This is a genomic window from Curvibacter sp. T50 (genome assembly GCF_057219955.1).
Genome location: NZ_JBXVVU010000001.1, coordinates 1011578 through 1030564 on the forward strand (window position 1 = coordinate 1011578; position 18987 = coordinate 1030564).

The window sequence follows — 18987 nt, forward strand, 5'->3', positions numbered from 1 at the left end:
GCGAGGAAACCCCTGCCCGCCTAGAATAATCGCCACCCTCAACGCGGCAACGCCGCATCAACCCGACAGGTTCTTACCGTGCCCCAGATCAAGCTCAGTTACTTCGACTTCCACGGCGGCCGCGGCGAGCCGGTTCGCCTCGCTCTGCACCTCGGTGGCATCGCCTTCGAAGACAACCGCCTGTCCTACCCGGCGTTCGGTGACTTTCGCAAAACCACGCCCTTCGGCCAGGCACCGACGCTGGAGGTCGATGGTGTGATGGTCACGCAAAGCGACGCCATGCTGCGTTACGCGGGCAAGCTCGCCGGCCTGTACCCGAACGATCCGTTCCAGGCGCTCCTGTGCGACGAGGTCAGTTACGTGGTGGAGGAAGCCGGCGTCAAGCTGGGGCCCACCTTCCGTTTGACCGGTGAGGCCCAGAAGGAGGCGCGTCTGGCCCTGGTCAACGGCTCCATGCCGGTGTACCTGGCCTGGTTGCAAAAGCAGTTGCTCGCGCACGGCGGCGAGTACTTTGCCGACAACCGGCTCACTGTCGCGGACCTCAAGGTGTTCGTCGACGTGCGCGGGCTCAACTCGGGCCGGCTGGACCATGTCCCGACGGACCTGGTGGAGAAAGTGGCGCCGGCGTTGAACGCCCACATGCGGCGTGTCGCCAGCACACCGGCGGTAGTCGCGTACTACGCAAAGTTCGGACTCTGACGCTCAGCGGCCCGTGATCCCGCGCAGCCACTGGTGCGCCGCGCTGTCCCGGTCCAATGGCGGGCCGCGTTTGGCGCTGAGGTAGTGGGCGCTGAACACGTTCAGCCAGGCCCCCAGCACCTCGGCGGCGGCGCCTTCCCCGGCCAGCGACAGACACGCGGCGGCGACCTCGGCGGTGCAGAGGTGGTGGCCGTGGACCGATCGGCGCAGCCGGTAGCTGGAAGCCCCGGCCGGGTGCAGGCTCAGCACAGGCAGCGCATCCAGGTACGGGCTCTTGCGAAACATCTTGCGCGCCTCCGACCAGGTTCCGTCGAGCAGCACGAACAGCGGTCGCCGGCCACTGGCTGCGGTTTCCTCGGGCCCCGGTAGCCTCGTCACAACGCGTCCCGGCTCGGCATATTCGGCCGGGAAAACCAGCCAGGGTTGCCACTGGGAGTCGGCCAGCAGCGCCAGCAAGGACGGATCCACCGCAGTCCGTGCCCAGGCGAACGCGTGGGTGTCTGTCACCACATCAGCTACCAGCCAGCCGGTATTGCTGGGCTTGAGTGCCTCCGTGTCGCCCATGATCAGGCAAACCCCGGCGTTCACCGGCACCGACGGGCGCAGCCCACACACACAGTGGGTTTCCACCAGCCGGCAACCCGGGCAGCGCCCTGCCCCCGAGCCACGCGCCAGGAAAGGCTTGTCGCTGGCAGCCAGACGTACCGCGCGCAGGCGGGCAACGGCGTGGTTCATGCCGCCCGCCGGGAGTCATACGAGTCAATGCCCATGCCCCAACTGTAGGCGAAGCTCCCTAGAGAGGATGCTGCCTCTGGCCCGGTGACCCGAATCGCCGCCGAAAACCATCAATATTCATAGCAACACAGGACCTTTCTACGTTGGGAATTGGCCAATTTGCTCGCAAAAACGACGCCCGGAACGTTGTAAGAAAACGGTCAGGCACCGTTTCTATGCTGCACTGCAACATGACCACCTCGGACACCAACCAACTGGCGCTGGAAGACCTTCTGGCTGACCTGCACCATGCGCGCCGGAACCAGGATCTGGGCCGACTTGCCCTGCTGGCCTATTGCGAGGTGCGTCGCTGGGCACGGCAGGCCGGCAAGGGGGATATCGCCGACTGGGCGACGCGAATGTTCACCGAGAGACCCTGCGCCAGCCGCGACGAGTTCCTCACAAAAATCGACACCCTGATCGCCGCGCTCCAACGCCATCTCCAGCCCCGCGTGGCACCCTGTACCCCGACGGATGTCCCGCCCGTGCCGCCCTGCCCGCAAATGCCGCGCTGACTGGTATCGATCGGGCGGTGAACGAGCGGGCATGGTCATGAAACCGTGAGCGGTGGGGACGTTGAACCTCCCCCGCGCCAAGGTGATTCAGTTTGCCTGCGGCAGGGGAGAAAGCCGTTGCGTCAACGCTGAATACCGCCCGACATTGACCCAAGAAGCAGAGCGACCCATTCGATGGAACAACGCGATGAAGGCCTGAAAAGTTACCTGTCGGTATCGGGAAAAGCGAAATCCTGATCGTCCAGTTGAATACCCATCGTTTCGTACCAGTCGCGGCCCAATTCGTCCACTTCTGTTGTGGGGCAAGGCAGATTGGCAATCAGTTTGCCCTTATGTTCAACGGCCACACCTTGCAGCGCCAAAGGCCGACCTTTCGGCCCCCAGCGCCCGATTCCGGTGTACACCACATAGGCGTAAGCCCCTTTCTTGAAGCGCAACCAACTGCCAGCACCGCCTGCGTAAGTGGCCGTCTCACCCGTTGCAGTCAACCGCGGCGGCGTCGCCTTTTCGGGCAAGGTCATCTCGGGCTGTTGGCCACCAGCGAGCGGGCCAAACCGGTAGTACAGCGCACCCTTGTGGGCCGACGCATCCGGACTGGCACACACGGATACGGTTTTTTTCCCGGGATGACAGGTGAAAACGTTGATCTCCTGCGCGGTACACCATGACTTGGTCAACCTGGCAGTTGGCGCGGCCTGTGCGGCCGCCGTGCCTGGCACCGCACACAGGGCAAGGACGATAGATACCCACATCGCGGGCAGCGCAGGGCGTGAAGTGGGCCAATGGGCGTGTCGGGTCATTGCTGGGCGCAGGGTTGCGTCGAGGTAAGCGACTGTGCGCGGGGTTTCCGTTTCATTTGAGCACCGACAGCAGCTTGCGCATCGCAGCATGCTGCCCCGCCAGAGGCACGGTCAATTCAAGGCGGGTTTTGGCGTCACGGGCATCCTGAATGCTGATGGTCATGGACTGCGTGGTGTGGTCTGCCAGGCTTTCAAGCACGCGGCGTTCTGTGCTGGATTTCAGTCGACTCAGCGCCATCACGCCAAATGTGAAATCGTTGGTATCGGTGAAGCTGCCGCTCACGGCAAACGCGGTGTTCAAGGTCGCTTTGCCCGCCGACATGAGGCCAACGGTCATCAATTTGCGATTACCCGATATGGCGTCCGGGCCATCAAAAGCATTGAAATCGAAACCCCTGAGCTCGTCTGTGCCGCGTACCGTCACGTCCCAGCCCAAGGTGCCATGGATGTCTTTCCTGACCGTGGGAAAGGCAGAAAACCTCACGCTTACTGGTGTGGATTTGCCCAGCAGCATGACCCGGGTGCTGTAGGTCAATGTATGACCGTCGTTGACCGATGCCGCAGTCCAAGTGCCTGTTGCAGGCGGTGTTTGCGCCCGACCGCACAGGGGGAAGCTGAAAATTGACATCAAGAGCAGCGCAAGCGCGTGGCGCCGGTCTGCGCGTAGCGAAACATGGGAGGTCATGCTAGGGCCTCTGAACGGAATGTCGAATCACTGTCATCGGCAGGAGTGTGGCCTGTCCCGCTGGATTCACACAGGTAGTGGCTGCCAGTCGAGCTGCGGCCAGCGTTACCGCTTGACCGCGTTGGGCGCCATGCCTGCCGGCACTGCGCGCGTGACCAGCGCAACCGTGTCTTTCCTGGTGCAACCGATGTTGCCCTGACAAGCAGCCGCCATCACAGTCGCCGTGGTGTAGGAGAGGGTCATCTGGCGGTTCAGCAACTTTTCGGGTGCCTCGCACAGGCGAAAGTCTGCCATTTCCTGGTGAACTCTGCCAGCTGCATCGACCAGCTCGATGTGGCAGGCGGTATCACCGGTGTTCACGTTGATCACGGTTCCCTGGGCCAGCTTGCGCTGGCTGCCCACAGCTACCGTGGGTGAAGGTGGCGCGAGAGTCGCTTTGCGCAAAGCTGCTGCCATGGTCTGTGCGATGGCCGCTTCGGCTTGTGCGAACCGGTCCCCGGGCGGCAACGGTGTCTTGGTCATGCCAGCCAGCATGTGCACCAGCCGGTCTTGCTCGAAGTACAAGCGGTGTTCGTTGCGAGTCTTGACCTGCCCGCTGGCCGTGTAGCCCTGGGTGGTGCGCAGGGCAAAAACCAGCGCTCCATCGCTATCAAAGTACAGATCGGTCAACACGTTGCCTGAATCGTCTGGATCCGTTACCGCGAGTTTCCGCACCTGTCCCTTATCAACCGATGCGACCACCTCACTGACGTACTCGACTCCTGGCACCCGCGCAAGAAAACGCTGCGCGGACATGCGCTGGACGCCCTGGTTCACCTCTGTGTACACGGCGCGTGCCCGAGCCATCGGATCGGGCGGTGCGGCCCCTGTGGGCATAGCCAGTGTGCACGCGAGCAGAAGGTAACGCCAATGGGCGCGGCAGGCGGGTGTGGAGGCGAAAGAAGCGGGCATGAAGGCTCCAATTGGTGTTCCCAGCGGGTTGCGCAAGCGACTGACGCCGGTAGGAAATCCACCCGACCGTGGTTAATTATGGCCCAGGTTTGGGGCAACGAAAGCCAGCTCACCGGGCTTGAATGAGTGCTTGTTCATTGCCAAGCGCCGATGCTGTCAACCACACGCGGGACGGCTGGCGTGAAGGGCAGGCTGCGCCCTTGGGTCAGACACCCTGGCGCCCCACCGATTGACGCAGATCAGTGCGAACCCAGTCCAGAGGCCTAAATTGAACTTGGGCGCAGGTCCCGTGTCACTGCCGGTCGGCGGTGTGCACCGATACCACAAAAGGAAGTATTCATGAACATCAAGTTCACCACGCATGTCAGTGCAGCGTTGCTGACATCGGCCGCTCTTTTGCTGACCGCTGGCTGCGCGAGCACTCCACCGACGGCACAGAAGATGGTGATCAGCCCTGCTGGCACCGTCACCACCTACCACCGCAAGAGCTCGGGCAGCCTGGGCAGCTTTGACGGCCAGGTCGTCTGGACCCATGCAAGCTCCACCTGGGATGGAAAACCCGTCATCGCGTTCGGCGCACCGCAAGCGGGGGTAAGCCTGCACGATCCTGTTCATTTCGGCCAGCTGGCAACGCTCAACGCGAAGGGGCAGCCGGTGATGTCTTTCGACCCGCCGATCGACTACCCCTGGCCGCTTCAGGTGGGCAAGACGTGGGCAACGCAACACACGGTGACGCTGTACCCCTCAGGCAACCAAGTGCCTGTGAAGATCGAAGGCAAGGTGGAGTCCTGGGGCGATGTGACGGTGCCAGCCGGTACTTTCAAAGCCTTCAAGCTGGTCTGGAGCGTGAACCAGAGCGAACTGGAAACCCGCTGGTTGAATCCCGCCGAGGGCTTGGCGACGATCAAACGCCATGTGGAGCGTTCCGCCGCGCACCCGCAGGGTGCCGGTGTGCTGGACGCCGAGTTGCTCTCGCGTGTTGTACCGGCGCGGTGAGGAGGCAAACTTCGCAAGCGATCCTCCGGCTAGCGCCCCGGCAGCACCCGGCGTCAAGGCCGGGGCCGGGGCTTGGGCCGAAAGCGCCGGCGAACGCTATTACAAAAGTAGCAAACAATCACCTTCCGACGAAGGGTAGTGGCCGAAAGTGGCCAAAAACATCAGGAAAGTCCGCGTCAGCCGGCCGTCGGCAAGACCACGGGAATTCGGGTGCCGGGCGGCGTTCCAGCGACACCAGAAACCGGCAGGGAGCGACGAACGTCAGGGCGCCTTGACCGAGACGGCCAGCTCTGTGGCGGTGGAGGTCCCGCCCTCCGGTCGGTCCATCAGCCAGTCGGTCAGACCGGCTCCCAGCCACATCCCGACCAGGGTCAGCCACGCGGTGACCGCAAAAATGGCGCCGCCGGTGACACCTGCGCCGACGGCACACCCCCCGGCCATCATCGAGCCGAAGCCCATCAGCACCGCACCGACGATGTACCGCCGCATGCTGTAGCCATCCTTGAATCCTTCCAGTTTCAGATCCCGGCCCACCACGGCGCCGAGAAACGAGCCCGCAAAGACGCCCGGCAGCAGGCCGAAATCGAAGCCGACTTTCGGGGCGGGTGACGACAGCACCCGCATCAGCCATTCCGCCGACGGTCCGCTGAACGTCAGGCCCTGGATCTGCACGGCCTCGAACGACTGGGTGGACACCAGAAAGCTGAAGGTCCAGGCCGCCGCCACCATCAGGCCGGTGCCAATGCCGCCCACCCACATCCACAAGCCCCGGCTCGGGCTGCGCAGCGAAAAAACCAGCGCCGCCGCAAACCAGACCAGGCCCGACAGCAAGCCGCCCCAGGGGCCGATGCCGGTGAGCGCCAGCAGGTCCCGGGACGGCCCGCCGTCGACGGTCCACCAGCTGCTGATTTCGAGGCGCAACGGCGCCAGCGCACCCGACAGCGAAGCCTGGGCGGCCACGGCAAAGATCAGTCCGGACAGCAGGGCACGCAGGTTGCCATTGGCCGACAGCACCAGCAGGCGGCTGGCGCAGCCGCGCGTCATGATCATGCCCGCGCCGAACAGCAAGCCGCCGATCAGGGCGCCCGACAGGCTGCCACGCGAGGACAGCTGGCGGGCGCTGCTGATGTCCAGCGCATGCATCAGCACCAGCAGCTGCACCACCACCACGGCGGTCGAAAACGCCAGCAGCCAGACGGAGAGTTTTTCACCGAACGAGCGGTGCCAGAACTCGATGACCGCGGCACGCAGGCAAAAGCGTGAACGCTGGGCAAAAAATCCGAACAGCATGCCGATCACGGCGCCGCCCACAGCCAGCACGTTGCCGTCACCGAAGCGCTCCAGAAGGGTTGCCAGGTTCATGGGCTTCCTCGATACATCCGTTGTAACTTATGTGAATGCTAGTCTGTACCGGGGTGTCGCAGGTTGATGACGGTCAAGATGCCGACCGTGCTGCTGGGTGAGGGTGCCGGCCGACCGCTGGATCGACCCCGCGACCTCCCTCACCGTCGGTGGCGTTCGGTTCGACCTGCAGCCGGTCGGTCCGTCGCACACACCGGAAGACTTGGTCGTCTACCTGCCGGGCCAGAGGATTCTGTTTGCGGCAGACCTGGTGTTTCGCAGCCGCATCCCTTTCATCGGCCAGGCCGACTGCGGGTACTGTCGCAACAACAAACAGGAAAAGAAGAAAAGCGCAAAGCGCGAACTGCTGCCAGTTCGGGCTCTGTGAGATGGACCATACGCTGAGGACTTAGTTCCGCGCCGGCGGCACATCGGTGCAGCTACCGTGCGTCACCCGCGCCGCCATGCCAATGGATTCGCCCAGCGTGGGGTACGTGTGGATGGTCTTGTCGATGTCCACGGCGTCGGTCAAAGCTTTCTGCCTGACCAGGTGAACAAGCTACTGGCCTCGCGCATTTGCCCGCGCCAGGCACGCAGGAACGGGTTGGAGGCTCAGCCGGCGCCCAAGACCGGCGGGACCTCTGGCGCGTTGGCAATTGCCCGTTCAAACGCCCACAGGCGCTTGAAGACCGAGATCAGCTCAACGATGGTTTCCCAACTGTTGACCAGGTACTGGAACGAGTTTTCAACCTTGTCGAATGCATTGGAGATTTGCTGGAAGATGCCCAGCGTGATGACGCCCGCCACCAGCGTAGGGCCCAACGCGATGAGCGGGATCAAGACGCTGAATTGCAGGTAAGACCACTTGGCCACGTCGAAGTACAGGTAGTTGAAATACAAGCGAAAGTGATTGGTCCGCAAGGTACCCCACAGCTCGCGCAGCTTGGGCGGGTGGGCGCGGCTGGCATCATCCTCGCCCAGCACCAGTTCCTTGCGGTAGGCCGCCTCGGTGAGTTGGTTGTTGAATTCCAGCCCCGGCAAACGGATGCCCGCCAGCATCAGCAGCGTGGTACCACCAATGGCCGAGAGTAACGCCACGTACACCAGTCCCTGGTCCACCTGGCCCAACAGAGGCAGCTCGGTCACCTTGGCCGATAGACCCCAGAGAATGGGCAAGAACGCAACGAGCGTCATGACTGAGCGCATGAAGCTCACCCCCAGACCCTGCATGATGCGGGAAAACATGGCGGTGTCTTCCTGCACGCGCTGAGACGCCCCTTCAATATGACGCACCTTGTGCCACTGGCTCTCGTAAAACTCGGTCATGGCGGTGCGCCAGCGAAAAATCCAGTGCTTGGTGAAGAAGCCGACAAACACCGCGACCACGATGGCCACCACGGCAATCCTGCCAAACGACCAGAGGAACCCATTGAACTCGGACAAACTGGTCGAGCCGGGTTGGGACAGGATTTTCTGCAGGTAGTCATAAAACCCGCCATACCAATCGTTGATCTGGACGGATACCTGCACCTGGTACCAGACAGCAAACAGGATCAGCACCACACCGGGCCAGGCCCACAAGGCCCATTTTTTGTTGAGGAAAAAAGAACGAAACATTGACTATTCCTTGGTTTCTGAGCCGCCGGTGCGCCCAGGTTGGATTTTTCACCGCCGCGCCACAGGCAGCCCCTAAAGGCTGTTTGTATTATTTTCTGGCCTCCGTTGACCGCAGCGCTGGTAGCAGAATCTTTCATCGACCCGAGTTCGTGCTCCGCGCGTTCGGTAAGCGGCTCCTGCCCTGAGCGTCAACATCAAGCAAGCTGGCTTCATCCGTGACTAACCTGCCATCAGCGTGGCCATACCACCCGCGACGGACCTTGAATCGATCAATGAACGGCAAATGCGGGGAGTGATCTGTCACTGCATCCAGATTGGATCGCAGCTCACGAAAACTGAAACCCTCTGTCCACTTCGCTGCAGATTGGTACGCCACTACGCCACCGCAGTCATCATGCCTCCCCCTCCATGACGGTGCCCACTGACCCGCTGTCGTGACACGGGCACCGGATCCGGCCACCACCGACCAGACCGAAGCGCCTCCAGTGCAAGGAAATCCGATGCGCCGCCAATGAGGCCGTGACCATGACTGACGCCCGCGAACGCCCCACCCTGCAACGGACGTTGCTGGTTGCGATCGGCGTGGCAATTCGCCGGCCGCCCGTGGCTGCAGGGCACCGTGCCGGCGCTCGGTCTGGTGGGCGGCTGGGTGGTGTGGCGCATCCCCATTCGGCGTTGAACCTGGCCAGCGCCATCCAAGGCAAGATCAGCCAAGCAGTTTGCTCCTGAAATGGAAGCGAATGATGACCTTTTTACGCTGGATACTGGCCGAAATGCCTTGAAATTCGTCCCGGAAAGGCTCACACCACCGCCGCCAGCCGGCTGGCATGGTCGATCGCCCGCTTGGCGTCCAGCTCCGACGCCTCGAACGCGCCGCCGACCAGCGTGGCCTTCAGGCCCGCAGCCACCAATTCGTCGTACAACGTCCGCAACGGCAGCTGGCCGGCGCAGACGATGACCGTGTCCACTTCCAGCAGCTGCGGCTCGCCGTGCACGCGCACGTGCAGGCCGGCATCGTCCACCTTCAGGTATTCCACGCCATTGACCATCCGCACGCCGCGGCGCGCCAGCGTCATGCGGTGCGTCCAGCCGGTGGTGCGGCCCAGGGTCTTGCCGACCGGGTCCATTTTGCGCTGCAGCAACGTCACGCTGCGCCCGCTGGAGGCCACCTGCGGCACCACGCCCGTCACGCCGCCGCGCGGGTGATTGGCAAAGTCGATGCCCCACTCGCGGGCGAACACTTGAATGTCGGTCGCCCCCGACGGGCCGGCGTGCGTGATGAGTTCCGCCACGTCAAAGCCGATGCCGCCCGCCCCCATGATCGCCACGCGCTGGCCCACCGGCTGGCGACCCAGGATCACGTCGATGTAGCCCACCACCTTGGGGTGCCCGATCCCCTCGATCTCGGGCTGGCGCGGCGCGATGCCGGTGGCCACGACCACCTCGTCAAAGCCGTCGGCCTGCAGCGCCGCCGCGTCCACCCGCGTGTTCAGCCGCAGGTCAATGCCATACAGGTCAATCATCCGGCGGTAGTAGCGCAGCGTCTCGAAGAACTCCTCCTTGCCCGGGATTCGCTTGGCCAGGTTGAACTGCCCGCCGATCTCCTCCGCGCTGTCGAACAGCGTCACCGCGTGCCCGCGCTGGGCGGCCACCGTCGCATAGGCCAGCCCGGCCGGCCCGGCGCCCACCACGGCCAGCCGCTTGGGCGCCGGGGTCGGCCCGTAGTTCAGCAGCGTTTCGTTGCAGGCGCGCGGGTTGACCAGGCAGCTCACCTGTTTGTAGCCGCCAAAGGTGTGGTCCAGACAGGCCTGGTTGCAGGCGATGCAGGTGTTGATCTGATCCTCGCGGCCTTCGCGCGCCTTGTTCACCCATTCGGGGTCGGCCAGCATCGGCCGCGCCATCGACACCAGGTCCGCATCGCCGCGCGCCAGCACGGATTCGGCCACCTCAGGCATGTTGATGCGGTTGCTGGTGATCACTGGCACCGTCACCACCTGGCGCAGCCGCCCGGTGACCGACGCAAACGCCGCGCGCGGCACCATGGTGGCGATGGTGGGCACCGGGGCCTCGTGCCAGCAGAAGTGCGTGCTGAGGATGTTGGCACCGGCGGCTTCCACTGCGCGCGCCAGCGTCACGATCTCGTCCCAGGCCAGGCCGCCTTCGAGCATGTCCATCGCGGAGATGCGGAAGATCAGGATGAAATCCGGCCCCACGGCCGCGCGCACCCGGCGCACCACCTCCACGGGGAAGCGCATGCGGTGCTCGAACGCGCCGCCCCAGGCGTCGGCGCGCAGGTTGGTCTTCTGCACCAGGAAGGTGGACAGCAGGTAGCCTGCCGAGCAGATGATCTCCACCCCGTCGTAGCCCGCCTCGCGGGCCAGCACGGCGCAATTCGCGAAATCGCCCAGTTGCTTCTCGATGCCGGCCTCGTCCAGCGCCTGCGGCGTATGGGGCGCGATGCGTGACTTCACCGCCGAGGGCGCCACGCAGGCCGGGTTGGGCGCCAGCGCGCCCATGTGCAGGATCTGCATGCAGATCTTCACGTCCGCATCGGCCGCGTGCACCGCGTCGGTGATGAGCCGGTGCTGATCGGCCTCCGCCGGCGTGGACAGCTGGGCACCGAAGCCGCCCTCCTCGTTGGGCGGGATGCCGCCGGTGATGATCATCCCCACCCCGCCGCGCACCCGTTCCGCATAGTAGGCCGCCAGCCGCTCGAAGCCGCCTTCCGCCTCCTCCAGCCCCGTGTGCATCGAACCCATCAGCACCCGGTTTTTCAGGCGGGTGAAGCCGAGGTCGAGGGGGGTGAAAAGGTGGGGGTAGCGGGGGTGGATGGGCATGGCAGTGAGCTCCTTGGGAATGAGGGCGGCGACCGGGGGTCATTCTGGGGCCATGGCGCTGTGGTTCGGAAGAATCCGGCGTGAGTGCTGTGCACCATTTGCCGTCTTTTCGGTGGTTGGTCCGGCATGCAAAGCACCAAGCCCGAACCGTTGCCAGTTCGGGCTGTATCAAGGACGCTGGGTTGCGGGCCTAACTCTTGCCAGGCGGCAAATCGGTACGCGATTTGTCCGCGGCAATCTTCTTGCCATTGGGCGTGCGGCCGACAGCCTGCAGGACCGGGTCGCACATCGCTGGTGTGAGGTGCCGCAACGCGCGGTGGTGTGCTGACCGCAATGACAATCTCCTGCCTGGCCCGCGCGTGACCCTATTCAAAGTGGAAAGAGCTACACTTGGACAACTTTGAGTACAAGTTAGAAATGGTGCTTATGAAAATCGTGACCTATTCCGAAGCACGCAGCGCCTTGAAGGCGGTGCTTGACCGCGTGCATGAAGACGCTGATGTGACGGTGATCAGTCGGCGCGACGGGGCGGACGCTGTGGTGATGTCGCTCGACCACTACGAAAGCATCATGGAGACCATGCACCTGCTTTCCACCCCGGCGAATGCTGCGCACCTGGCCAAATCCATCGCGCAGCACAAGGCAGGCAAGGCCAGACGGCGCGAACTGGTCAAGGACTGAGCGGCGTGGCACGCTCCATTCGATTCACCCCGGCGGCGTGGGGTGATTACACCTGGTGGCAGGGGCAAGACAAGAAGACCTTGAGACGCATCAACACACTGATCGAAGCGGCGGCGCGTGATCCGTTCGCCGGGATTGGCAAGCCCGAGCCGTTGATGGGCAACATGACCGGGTACTGGTCAAGGCGCATTGATGACGTGCATCGACTGGTGTATGCCGTGGATGATGCAGACCTTGACGTGATCGCGTGCCGGGGCCACTACGACGATTAACGATTGACAGTTCGGCTTCGGGCACGCCCTTTTGCTGAGACACAAGGCAAAGTCCGAACGGTTGCCAGTTCGGGCTTTTTCCGGTTGGCCTGGAGACAGGTTTACTTCCGCGCCGGCGGCACATCCGTGCAACTGCCATGCGCCACCTCGGCCGCCATGCCGATGCTCTCGCCCAGCGTGGGGTGCGGGTGGATGGTCTTGCCGATGTCGACCGCGTCGGCACCCATCTCGATCGCCAGTGCGATCTCGCCGATCATGTCGCCCGCATGGGTGCCGACCATGCCCCCGCCCAGGATCTTGCCGTGGCCGTGGGCCTCGGGGGAATCGTCGAACAGCAGCTTGGTCACGCCTTCGTCGCGGCCGTTCGCAATGGCGCGGCCGGAAGCGGTCCAGGGGAACAGGCCTTTTTTCACCTTGATGCCCTGCGCCTTGGCCTGGTCTTCGGTCAAGCCGACCCAGGCCACCTCGGGGTCGGTGTAGGCCACGCTCGGGATCACGCGGGCGTTGAAGGCGGCGGCGGCCAGCTCTTTGTCGCCTTGCAGTTCACCGGCAATCACTTCGGCCGCCACATGCGCTTCGTGCACCGCTTTGTGCGCCAGCATGGGCTGGCCCACGATGTCGCCGATGGCGAAGATGTGCGGCACGTTGGTGCGCATCTGGATGTCGACGTTGATAAAGCCGCGGTCTGTGACGGCCACACCTGCTTGTTCGGCGGCGATCTTCTTGCCATTGGGTGTGCGGCCCACGGCTTGCAGCACGAGGTCGTACACCTGCGGCGCGGGGGCGCTGCCGCCCTCTTCGGCGGATGCAAACGTCACTTCGATACCGGCCGGTGTCGCCTTGGCACCCACCGTCTTGGTCTTGAGCATGATGTTGTCGAAGCGCTCGGCGTTCATCTTCTGCCAGATCTTGAATCAGTAAGGTACTCGGTCTGTCAACGCAGCGGTTGAACGCAGTTGTACTGAATTCCGAACGTTCCCAACAAGAATGCACCGCTGTCCGGGCCGCGACAGGCGCCCCAACGGTAGTCCTGTTTCGCCGATACCTGCCAGCTTCGATTTGGACCCAGAGTCCACGTGCTTCCAATGTCTTTGTCGCACTCCGGTCCAATCGCACACCAGAATGCCTCGATCGTGTAGCTGCACGTGTTGGTCATTACTTTGTTGCCACCATGGATTGCGGCATCGCCAGTACCAAGATTGGTGAAGCGGATGCAGTGCCGCGCGTCCTCGCCTGGAGGTCTCTTCATCTCTGGTGACTTGCTCGGGCGTGCCTCAAAGCCCGGCACCTCGGAAGAGGGGGGAGACCGGTCCGGATTCCGAGAGCTATCTACCAACTTGAGGACCCCGTTGTGCCAGATCTCGGTGAGCCTTCCACCCTCATAGCGTTCCCGACTGCCATTGGGGCGCGTAATGAGGTACATCCCATCTCGGTACATTTCCATGGTGCTGCCATCCTGCAGTGTTTGGCAACTGGGCGCCACACTACTACACCCCTTGGCTGGCGATGAGGCAGCAGGCTGGGATGGTTGGGCAATTTGGGATGCGCCGGCTCGCGAGGCTAGTGGCTGAGTAGGTTGCGCAAGTTGTGGCGCGCCAGAGTATGTGAGAAAGAAGCGGTGGCCGCACAAATCGAGGCGCCGGATGGCGATCCAAGCCTCGGACACGCCTCCATGGGCCGCGTAAGCGGCAATTCTGCCCTCAAAGGCTGAAAGCTGTTGCTGAAGCCTGAGCAGAGCAGCCTCGGGTAGCGGAAAACTCACTCGCTGATAATCAACAAGCACGTTGTTGGTGATGTACACAGGCGGATCCAGAGGCCCGCCCAGGAACTGAGAACCTGCCTGATTCACGGCGAGCGCGGCAGCGTCGACCTCCCGTTGGCACGCTTTGACGATCTGTTGCGCCAACGTCCTGTTCTGAGCCGGTGTTAATGCGCGGACCGTGAACGGATAGAGAGTCGCCAGGATGCAAAGGAGGAAGCGAATCATGTCGAGCCTCGTTCAAACTTGACGGATAAGAAATCCAATCGTATGAGTTCAAGTATGGCAGGCATTCTGGGCGATACCAACTCGATGAAATCCGCAGCTTGAGAGCTCACAGCGATCGAGGAGCGCGGATGCCCCTAAACAAGTCGGCTGTGCAGCGGCAGCGCACACAGCACCGCAACATCCCATTGACTCAAGGGATGTGCCGTTTTCCTTGGTCACCAATTGATGCGCTGATCAAGCTCGCAATCCGGTGCCGGTTGTTCCACCAAGTCTCAATCCTGCCCGATCTGACTGCCGTCGCGAAGGATCGCACCACTACCCCCCACAGCGGCGGCCGGCGCCGGGCAATGCGCGGTGGCTCTGACTCGACTCCGGCGTGCTCCAGGATGTGGCGGATATCGACGCTGGGCATAATGAAAGCGATGATGCGCATCTGCCCACCGCACAGCGGGCACAAAGGCGGGAACACTTCGGTTCCAACCAGATCTTGAAGAACTCGGCTATGGCTTGATACAGCAGTGTGCGCTCAGGGTGCCGCAGGTTGTAGAGCTTTGGTTGAGAAGAATCTGGCATGGAAAGCGCAAAGCCCGAACAGCTGCCAGTTCGGGCTTTGCGAGGTGGCCTGAATGCTGTGGGTTTACTTCCGCGCCGGCGGCACATCCGTGCAACTGCCATGCGCCACCTCCGCCGCCATGCCGATGCTCTCGCCCAGCGTGGGGTGCGGGTGGATGGTCTTGCCGATGTCGACCGCGTCGGCACCCATCTCGATCGCCAGTGCGATCTCGCCAATCATGTCGCCCGCATGGGTGCCGACCATGCCCCCGCCCAGGATCTTGCCGTGGCCGTGGGCCTCGGGGGAATCGTCGAACAGCAGCTTGGTCACGCCTTCGTCGCGGCCGTTCGCAATGGCGCGGCCGGAAGCGGTCCAGGGGAACAGGCCTTTTTTCACCTTGATGCCCTGCGCCTTGGCCTGGTCTTCGGTCAGGCCGACCCAGGCCACTTCGGGGTCGGTGTAGGCCACACTGGGGATGACGCGGGCGTTGAACGCGGCGGCGGCCAGTTCCTTGTTGCCCTGCAGTTCACCGGCAATGACTTCGGCCGCCACATGCGCCTCGTGTACCGCCTTGTGCGCCAGCATGGGCTGGCCGACGATGTCGCCGATGGCGAAGATGTGGGGCACATTGGTGCGCATCTGGATGTCGACGTTGATGAAGCCGCGGTCGGTCACGGCCACGCCGGCCTTGTCGGCGGCGATCTTCTTGCCGTTGGGGGTGCGGCCCACGGCTTGCAGCACCAGGTCGTAGGTTTGTGGCGGGGGGGCGCTGCCGCCCTCTTCCGCTGGCGCAAACGTCACTTCGATGCCCGCCGGTGTCGCCTTGGCACCCACCGTCTTGGTCTTGAGCATGATGTTGTCGAAGCGCTTGGCGTTCATCTTCTGCCAGATCTTGACCAGGTCGCGGTCGGCGCCCTGCATCAGGCCGTCCATCATTTCCACCACGTCCAGGCGCGCGCCCAAGGTGCTGTAGACCGTGCCCATTTCCAGGCCGATGATGCCGCCGCCCAGGATCAGCATGCGCTTGGGCACTTCCTTGAGCGCCAGCGCGCCGGTGCTGTCCACCACTCGCGGATCGTCGGGCATGAAGGGCAAGCGCACCGCCTGGCTGCCGGCGGCGATGATGGCTTTTTTGAACGCCACCACTTTCTTGGTGCCGGTCTTTTCCTGGCCGGTGCCACTGGTTTCCTCCACTTCCAGATGGTTGGCGCCGACAAAGTGGCCGTAGCCACGCACGGTGGTCACCTTGCGCATCTTGGCCATCGCGGCCAGGCCGCCGGTGAGTTTGCCAATCACCTTTTCCTTGTGGCCCCGCAGTTTGTCGATGTTGACCACCGGTGCGCCGAAGTCCACGCCCAGGTCGGCCATGTGGCTGACTTCGTCCATGACCGCCGCCACATGCAGCAGCGCTTTGGAGGGGATGCAGCCCACGTTCAGGCAGACGCCGCCCAGGGTGGCGTAGCGCTCTACGATGACCACCTTCAGGCCCAGGTCGGCCGCGCGGAAGGCGGCCGAGTAACCGCCCGGGCCCCCGCCGAGCACCAGCACGTCGCACTCGATATCGGCCGTGCCACCAAAGCAGGCCGCTGCGGGTGCCGCCACAGGCATGGAATTGATAGCAGAAGACGACGCGTTTGCGCTGGGTATTGCCACTTTTTGTTCCGAAACCGCGGGCGCAGCGGCGCTGGCGGCTCCGCTGGCGCCGGCGGCCACTTCGAGGGTCAGCACCACGGTGCCCTCGCTGACTTTGTCACCGAGCTGGACCTTCAGCGCCTTGACCACACCGGCGTGGCTGGAGGGGATTTCCATCGAGGCCTTGTCGCTCTCCACGGTCATCAGGCTTTGCTCGGCTTTGATCGTGTCGCCGGGTTTGACCAGCAGTTCGATGACGGCTACGTCTTTGAAATCCCCGATATCGGGGACCTTGATGTCGATCAGGCTCATGAACAGTCTCCTGGCAAGCCGCGGCAGGGGCCGGGCGTTACGCTTTCAGTTTGAGGGTTTGCAACTCCACCGGGGCGGCGGAGTTCTTGTCGAATTCGCAGGCGGATTCCAGCGCGGCCACCGCCACTTCACGGGCACTGCGGGCGCGCGGCCAGGCCGCATGCATCGCGCCCAGCGCAAAGGCGCGGCCCGATCCGATGGCCCAGAACTCCTCGAACTCGAACACTTCGCGGTAGCTGTAGACGCCGAAGATGCCGCTGGCATTGGCGATCAGCACGGTGAACTGGCTCGATTCGTAGGGGTCGTGCTCTTCTTCCTTGGTCTGCAGGAAGAAGTTTTCCTTGAGCAGCGGATGCAGCCGGGTGAAGGTGTCGAACACCGCGTCCTTGCTGCAAAGCAGGCGCTGCTCCGGCGGTAGCGCATTCAGGGCCTTGCGCACCACCGGAAAGTGCGCCACGGTACCGGCCATGCCCAGCCAGCTGGGGCCCGCCGGCGTGTCCACCCTGAAGAGCTTGCTGTTGGCCTCGTAGCGACGCGACAGGCGCGTGTCGCCGAAGGTCACCAGCGTGTCGGCAGCGATCGCCACCTGACCCGCCTTCTTCACGACCGCGATTGTTGTCACCGCGCCGTCTCCGCCGCGATCAGAGCAGCACCCGGCGGAAATCCGCCAGGATCTGACCCAGATAGGCGTTGAAACGCGCGGCCGCCGCGCCGTCGATGACCCGGTGGTCCCAGGTCAGCGACAGCGGCAGCATCAGGCGCGGCACAAACTGCTTGCCGTCCCACACCGGCTCCATCTGGCTCTTGCACACGCCCAGGATGGCGACTTCCGGCGCGTTGATGATGGGCGTGAAGTAGCGCCCGCCGATCCCGCCCAGGCTGGAGATGGTGAAGGTGGCGCCGGACATGTCGGCCGGGCCGAGCTTGCCGTCGCGGGCCTTCTTGGCCAGCTCGCCCATTTCCTGGCTGATCTGCAGGATGCCTTTCTTGTCGGCGTCCTTGATCACCGGCACCACCAGGCCGTTGGGGGTGTCGGCGGCAAAGCCGATGTGCCAGTACTGCTTGTAGACCAGCGCATCGCCGTCCAGGCTGCTGTTGAATTCGGGGAATTTCTTGAGCGCCGCGACGCAGGCCTTGATCAGGAAGGCGAGCATCGTCACCTTGACGCCGCTCTTCTCGTTTTCCTTGTTGGTGGACACGCGGAAGGCTTCGAGCTCGGTGATGTCGGCGTCGTCATGGTTGGTGACGGCGGGAATCATCACCGCGTTGCGGAACAGATTGGCGCCGCTGATCTTCTTGATGCGCGACAGCTCCTTGCGCTCCACCGGGCCGAACTTGGCGAAGTCGACCTTGGGCCAGGGAATCAGGTTCAGTTCGCCACCGCCGGTGACCCCCCCGCCGGCGGCGGGTGCCTTGGCGGCCACCGCGGCAATCGCGCGGGTCTGGGTGGCGCCGCCCATCACCGCGCGGGTGAAGGCCTGCACGTCGTCCTGGGTGATGCGACCCTTGGGGCCGCTGCCCTTGAGTTCGTCCAGCGGCACGCCCAGTTCACGGGCGAACTTGCGCACCGACGGGGACGCGTGCGGCAGGCCGACCGGTGCGGTCGTGGGGTTGTGGGCCGGCGCCAGTGGCGCGGCCGCTGCAGCCGTCGGCGCGGAGGCGGAGGCAGAGCCGGCTGCGGCCGGCGCACTCGCGGCCGCCGCAGCCGCGATTGGTGCCGGGGCTGCCGTGCCACCTTGCCCGTCCAGAATGGCCAGCAGGTCGCCAATGTTGACGGTGTCACCGAGCTTGACTTTCAGCTCCTTGATCACACCCGCGGCCGACGAGGGGATTTCCATCGACGCCTTGTCCGACTCCACCGTGATCAGGCTTTGCTCGACCTTGACCGTGTCGCCGGGCTTGACGAACACCTCGATGACGGCGACGTCCTTGAAGTCGCCGATGTCGGGCACACGGACCTCGACCGGGCCGGCGGGTGGCGCAACCGCTGCAACCACCGCAATCGCTATGCTTTCCGTAGCTGCAGGAGACGATTTTGCGCTGGGTATTGCCGATTTATCTTCAGAAACCGTGGCGGCAGGGCTGCTGGCGGCCCCTTCCGCCTCCAGCAGCAGCACCAGGGAGCCTTCGCTGACGGTATCGCCCAGCGCGACCTTGAGTTCACGCACCACACCGGCGTGGCTGGAGGGAATTTCCATGGAAGCCTTGTCGCTCTCCACGGTGAGAAGCGACTGCTCGGCCTTGACGGTATCGCCGGGTTTGACCAGCAGTTCGATGACTGCCACGTCCTTGAAGTCTCCGATATCCGGGACTTTCACTTCAATCAGTGCCATGT

The 18987-nt window shown here is 63.7% G+C and carries 19 protein-coding genes and 2 pseudogenes; 7 read left to right on the top strand and 14 right to left on the bottom strand.

The features are described 5' to 3' along the window. The first annotated feature begins 78 nt into the window (after nt 1–78). On the top strand, nt 79–699 hold the full coding sequence (locus tag AC2EBU_RS04805; protein WP_484609230.1) for a glutathione S-transferase family protein: 621 nt from the start codon (nt 79–81) through the stop codon (nt 697–699). A 3-nt stretch (nt 700–702) separates the two neighbouring features. Here AC2EBU_RS04805 and AC2EBU_RS04810 read toward each other — a convergent pair whose 3' ends face one another. After that, a complete protein-coding gene (locus AC2EBU_RS04810) occupies nt 703–1434 on the bottom strand; it encodes a tRNA-uridine aminocarboxypropyltransferase (RefSeq protein ID WP_484609231.1) in 732 nt (243 codons plus the stop codon). A gap of 230 nt (nt 1435–1664) precedes the next feature. On the opposite strand from AC2EBU_RS04810, the gene AC2EBU_RS04815 reads away from it, so the two are divergent. Next, a complete protein-coding gene (locus tag AC2EBU_RS04815; protein WP_484609232.1) occupies nt 1665–1988 on the top strand; it encodes a hypothetical protein in 324 nt (107 codons plus the stop codon). A 203-nt stretch (nt 1989–2191) separates the two neighbouring features. Here the strand turns inward: AC2EBU_RS04815 and AC2EBU_RS04820 are convergent, their stop codons facing one another. The 3 genes from AC2EBU_RS04820 to AC2EBU_RS04830 all read right to left on the bottom strand — a co-directional run bounded on the left by AC2EBU_RS04820 (nt 2192) and on the right by AC2EBU_RS04830 (nt 4424). Continuing rightward, nucleotides 2192–2509 carry a hypothetical protein gene (locus AC2EBU_RS04820; RefSeq protein ID WP_484609233.1) on the bottom strand — a complete coding sequence of 106 codons (318 nt, stop codon included), beginning with the start codon at nt 2507–2509 and terminating at the stop codon, nt 2192–2194. A 331-nt stretch (nt 2510–2840) separates the two neighbouring features. Then, nucleotides 2841–3323: a hypothetical protein gene (locus AC2EBU_RS04825; RefSeq protein WP_484609234.1), complete on the bottom strand. Its 483-nt coding sequence runs from the start codon at nt 3321–3323 to the stop codon at nt 2841–2843. Nucleotides 3324–3578: 255 nt separating this feature from the next. After that, nucleotides 3579–4424 carry a hypothetical protein gene (locus AC2EBU_RS04830; protein WP_484609235.1) on the bottom strand — a complete coding sequence of 282 codons (846 nt, stop codon included), beginning with the start codon at nt 4422–4424 and terminating at the stop codon, nt 3579–3581. A gap of 339 nt (nt 4425–4763) precedes the next feature. Between AC2EBU_RS04830 and AC2EBU_RS04835 the strand changes: the two genes are divergently transcribed. Beyond that, nucleotides 4764–5420 carry a hypothetical protein gene (locus AC2EBU_RS04835; protein ID WP_484609236.1) on the top strand — a complete coding sequence of 219 codons (657 nt, stop codon included), beginning with the start codon at nt 4764–4766 and terminating at the stop codon, nt 5418–5420. Between the two features lie 261 nt (nt 5421–5681). Here the strand turns inward: AC2EBU_RS04835 and AC2EBU_RS04840 are convergent, their stop codons facing one another. Next, nucleotides 5682–6782, bottom strand: a complete 1101-nt coding sequence (locus AC2EBU_RS04840; protein WP_484609237.1) for a YeeE/YedE family protein — start codon at nt 6780–6782, stop codon at nt 5682–5684. Nucleotides 6783–6879: 97 nt separating this feature from the next. Here AC2EBU_RS04840 and AC2EBU_RS04845 point away from each other — a divergent pair, with 97 nt between their 5' ends. Then, nucleotides 6880–7149 (top strand): MBL fold metallo-hydrolase, encoded by a 270-nt coding sequence (locus tag AC2EBU_RS04845; protein WP_484609238.1) that lies wholly within the window; start codon nt 6880–6882, stop codon nt 7147–7149. A 21-nt stretch (nt 7150–7170) separates the two neighbouring features. Here the strand turns inward: AC2EBU_RS04845 and AC2EBU_RS04850 are convergent, their stop codons facing one another. Both AC2EBU_RS04850 and AC2EBU_RS04855 read right to left on the bottom strand, forming a co-directional pair. Beyond that, on the bottom strand, nt 7171–7293 hold the full coding sequence (locus AC2EBU_RS04850; protein ID WP_484610155.1) for a hypothetical protein: 123 nt from the start codon (nt 7291–7293) through the stop codon (nt 7171–7173). 80 nt (nt 7294–7373) lie between these two features. Then, nucleotides 7374–8378: a putative transporter gene (locus tag AC2EBU_RS04855; protein WP_484609239.1), complete on the bottom strand. Its 1005-nt coding sequence runs from the start codon at nt 8376–8378 to the stop codon at nt 7374–7376. 519 nt (nt 8379–8897) lie between these two features. On the opposite strand from AC2EBU_RS04855, the gene AC2EBU_RS04860 reads away from it, so the two are divergent. Continuing rightward, a complete protein-coding gene (locus tag AC2EBU_RS04860; protein WP_484609240.1) occupies nt 8898–9107 on the top strand; it encodes a hypothetical protein in 210 nt (69 codons plus the stop codon). A gap of 71 nt (nt 9108–9178) precedes the next feature. Here the strand turns inward: AC2EBU_RS04860 and AC2EBU_RS04865 are convergent, their stop codons facing one another. Next, on the bottom strand, nt 9179–11215 hold the full coding sequence (locus tag AC2EBU_RS04865) for an oxidoreductase (protein ID WP_484609241.1): 2037 nt from the start codon (nt 11213–11215) through the stop codon (nt 9179–9181). A gap of 426 nt (nt 11216–11641) precedes the next feature. Between AC2EBU_RS04865 and AC2EBU_RS04870 the strand changes: the two genes are divergently transcribed. Further along, entirely contained in the window at nt 11642–11896 is a 255-nt protein-coding gene (locus AC2EBU_RS04870) for a type II toxin-antitoxin system Phd/YefM family antitoxin (RefSeq protein ID WP_484610120.1), read from the top strand. A gap of 5 nt (nt 11897–11901) precedes the next feature. Further along, a complete protein-coding gene (locus AC2EBU_RS04875) occupies nt 11902–12168 on the top strand; it encodes a Txe/YoeB family addiction module toxin (RefSeq protein ID WP_484609242.1) in 267 nt (88 codons plus the stop codon). A 101-nt stretch (nt 12169–12269) separates the two neighbouring features. Here the strand turns inward: AC2EBU_RS04875 and AC2EBU_RS04880 are convergent. The 6 genes and pseudogenes from AC2EBU_RS04880 to aceF form a co-directional block, all read right to left on the bottom strand. Beyond that, nucleotides 12270–13079: pseudogene (locus tag AC2EBU_RS04880) on the bottom strand (FAD-dependent oxidoreductase); the annotation flags it as partial. Nucleotides 13080–13102: 23 nt separating this feature from the next. Further along, a complete protein-coding gene (locus AC2EBU_RS04885; RefSeq protein WP_484609243.1) occupies nt 13103–14155 on the bottom strand; it encodes a hypothetical protein in 1053 nt (350 codons plus the stop codon). A gap of 272 nt (nt 14156–14427) precedes the next feature. Next, nucleotides 14428–14627 (bottom strand): annotated as a pseudogene (locus AC2EBU_RS04890) (IS91 family transposase); the annotation flags it as partial. A gap of 165 nt (nt 14628–14792) precedes the next feature. After that, nucleotides 14793–16652, bottom strand: a complete 1860-nt coding sequence (lpdA, locus tag AC2EBU_RS04895) for a dihydrolipoyl dehydrogenase (RefSeq protein ID WP_484609244.1) — start codon at nt 16650–16652, stop codon at nt 14793–14795. Nucleotides 16653–16689: 37 nt separating this feature from the next. After that, nucleotides 16690–17274 (bottom strand): MFS transporter, encoded by a 585-nt coding sequence (locus tag AC2EBU_RS04900; RefSeq protein ID WP_484609245.1) that lies wholly within the window; start codon nt 17272–17274, stop codon nt 16690–16692. A 19-nt stretch (nt 17275–17293) separates the two neighbouring features. After that, a complete protein-coding gene (aceF, locus tag AC2EBU_RS04905; protein ID WP_484609246.1) occupies nt 17294–18985 on the bottom strand; it encodes a dihydrolipoyllysine-residue acetyltransferase in 1692 nt (563 codons plus the stop codon). Nucleotides 18986–18987: the final 2 nt, after the last annotated feature.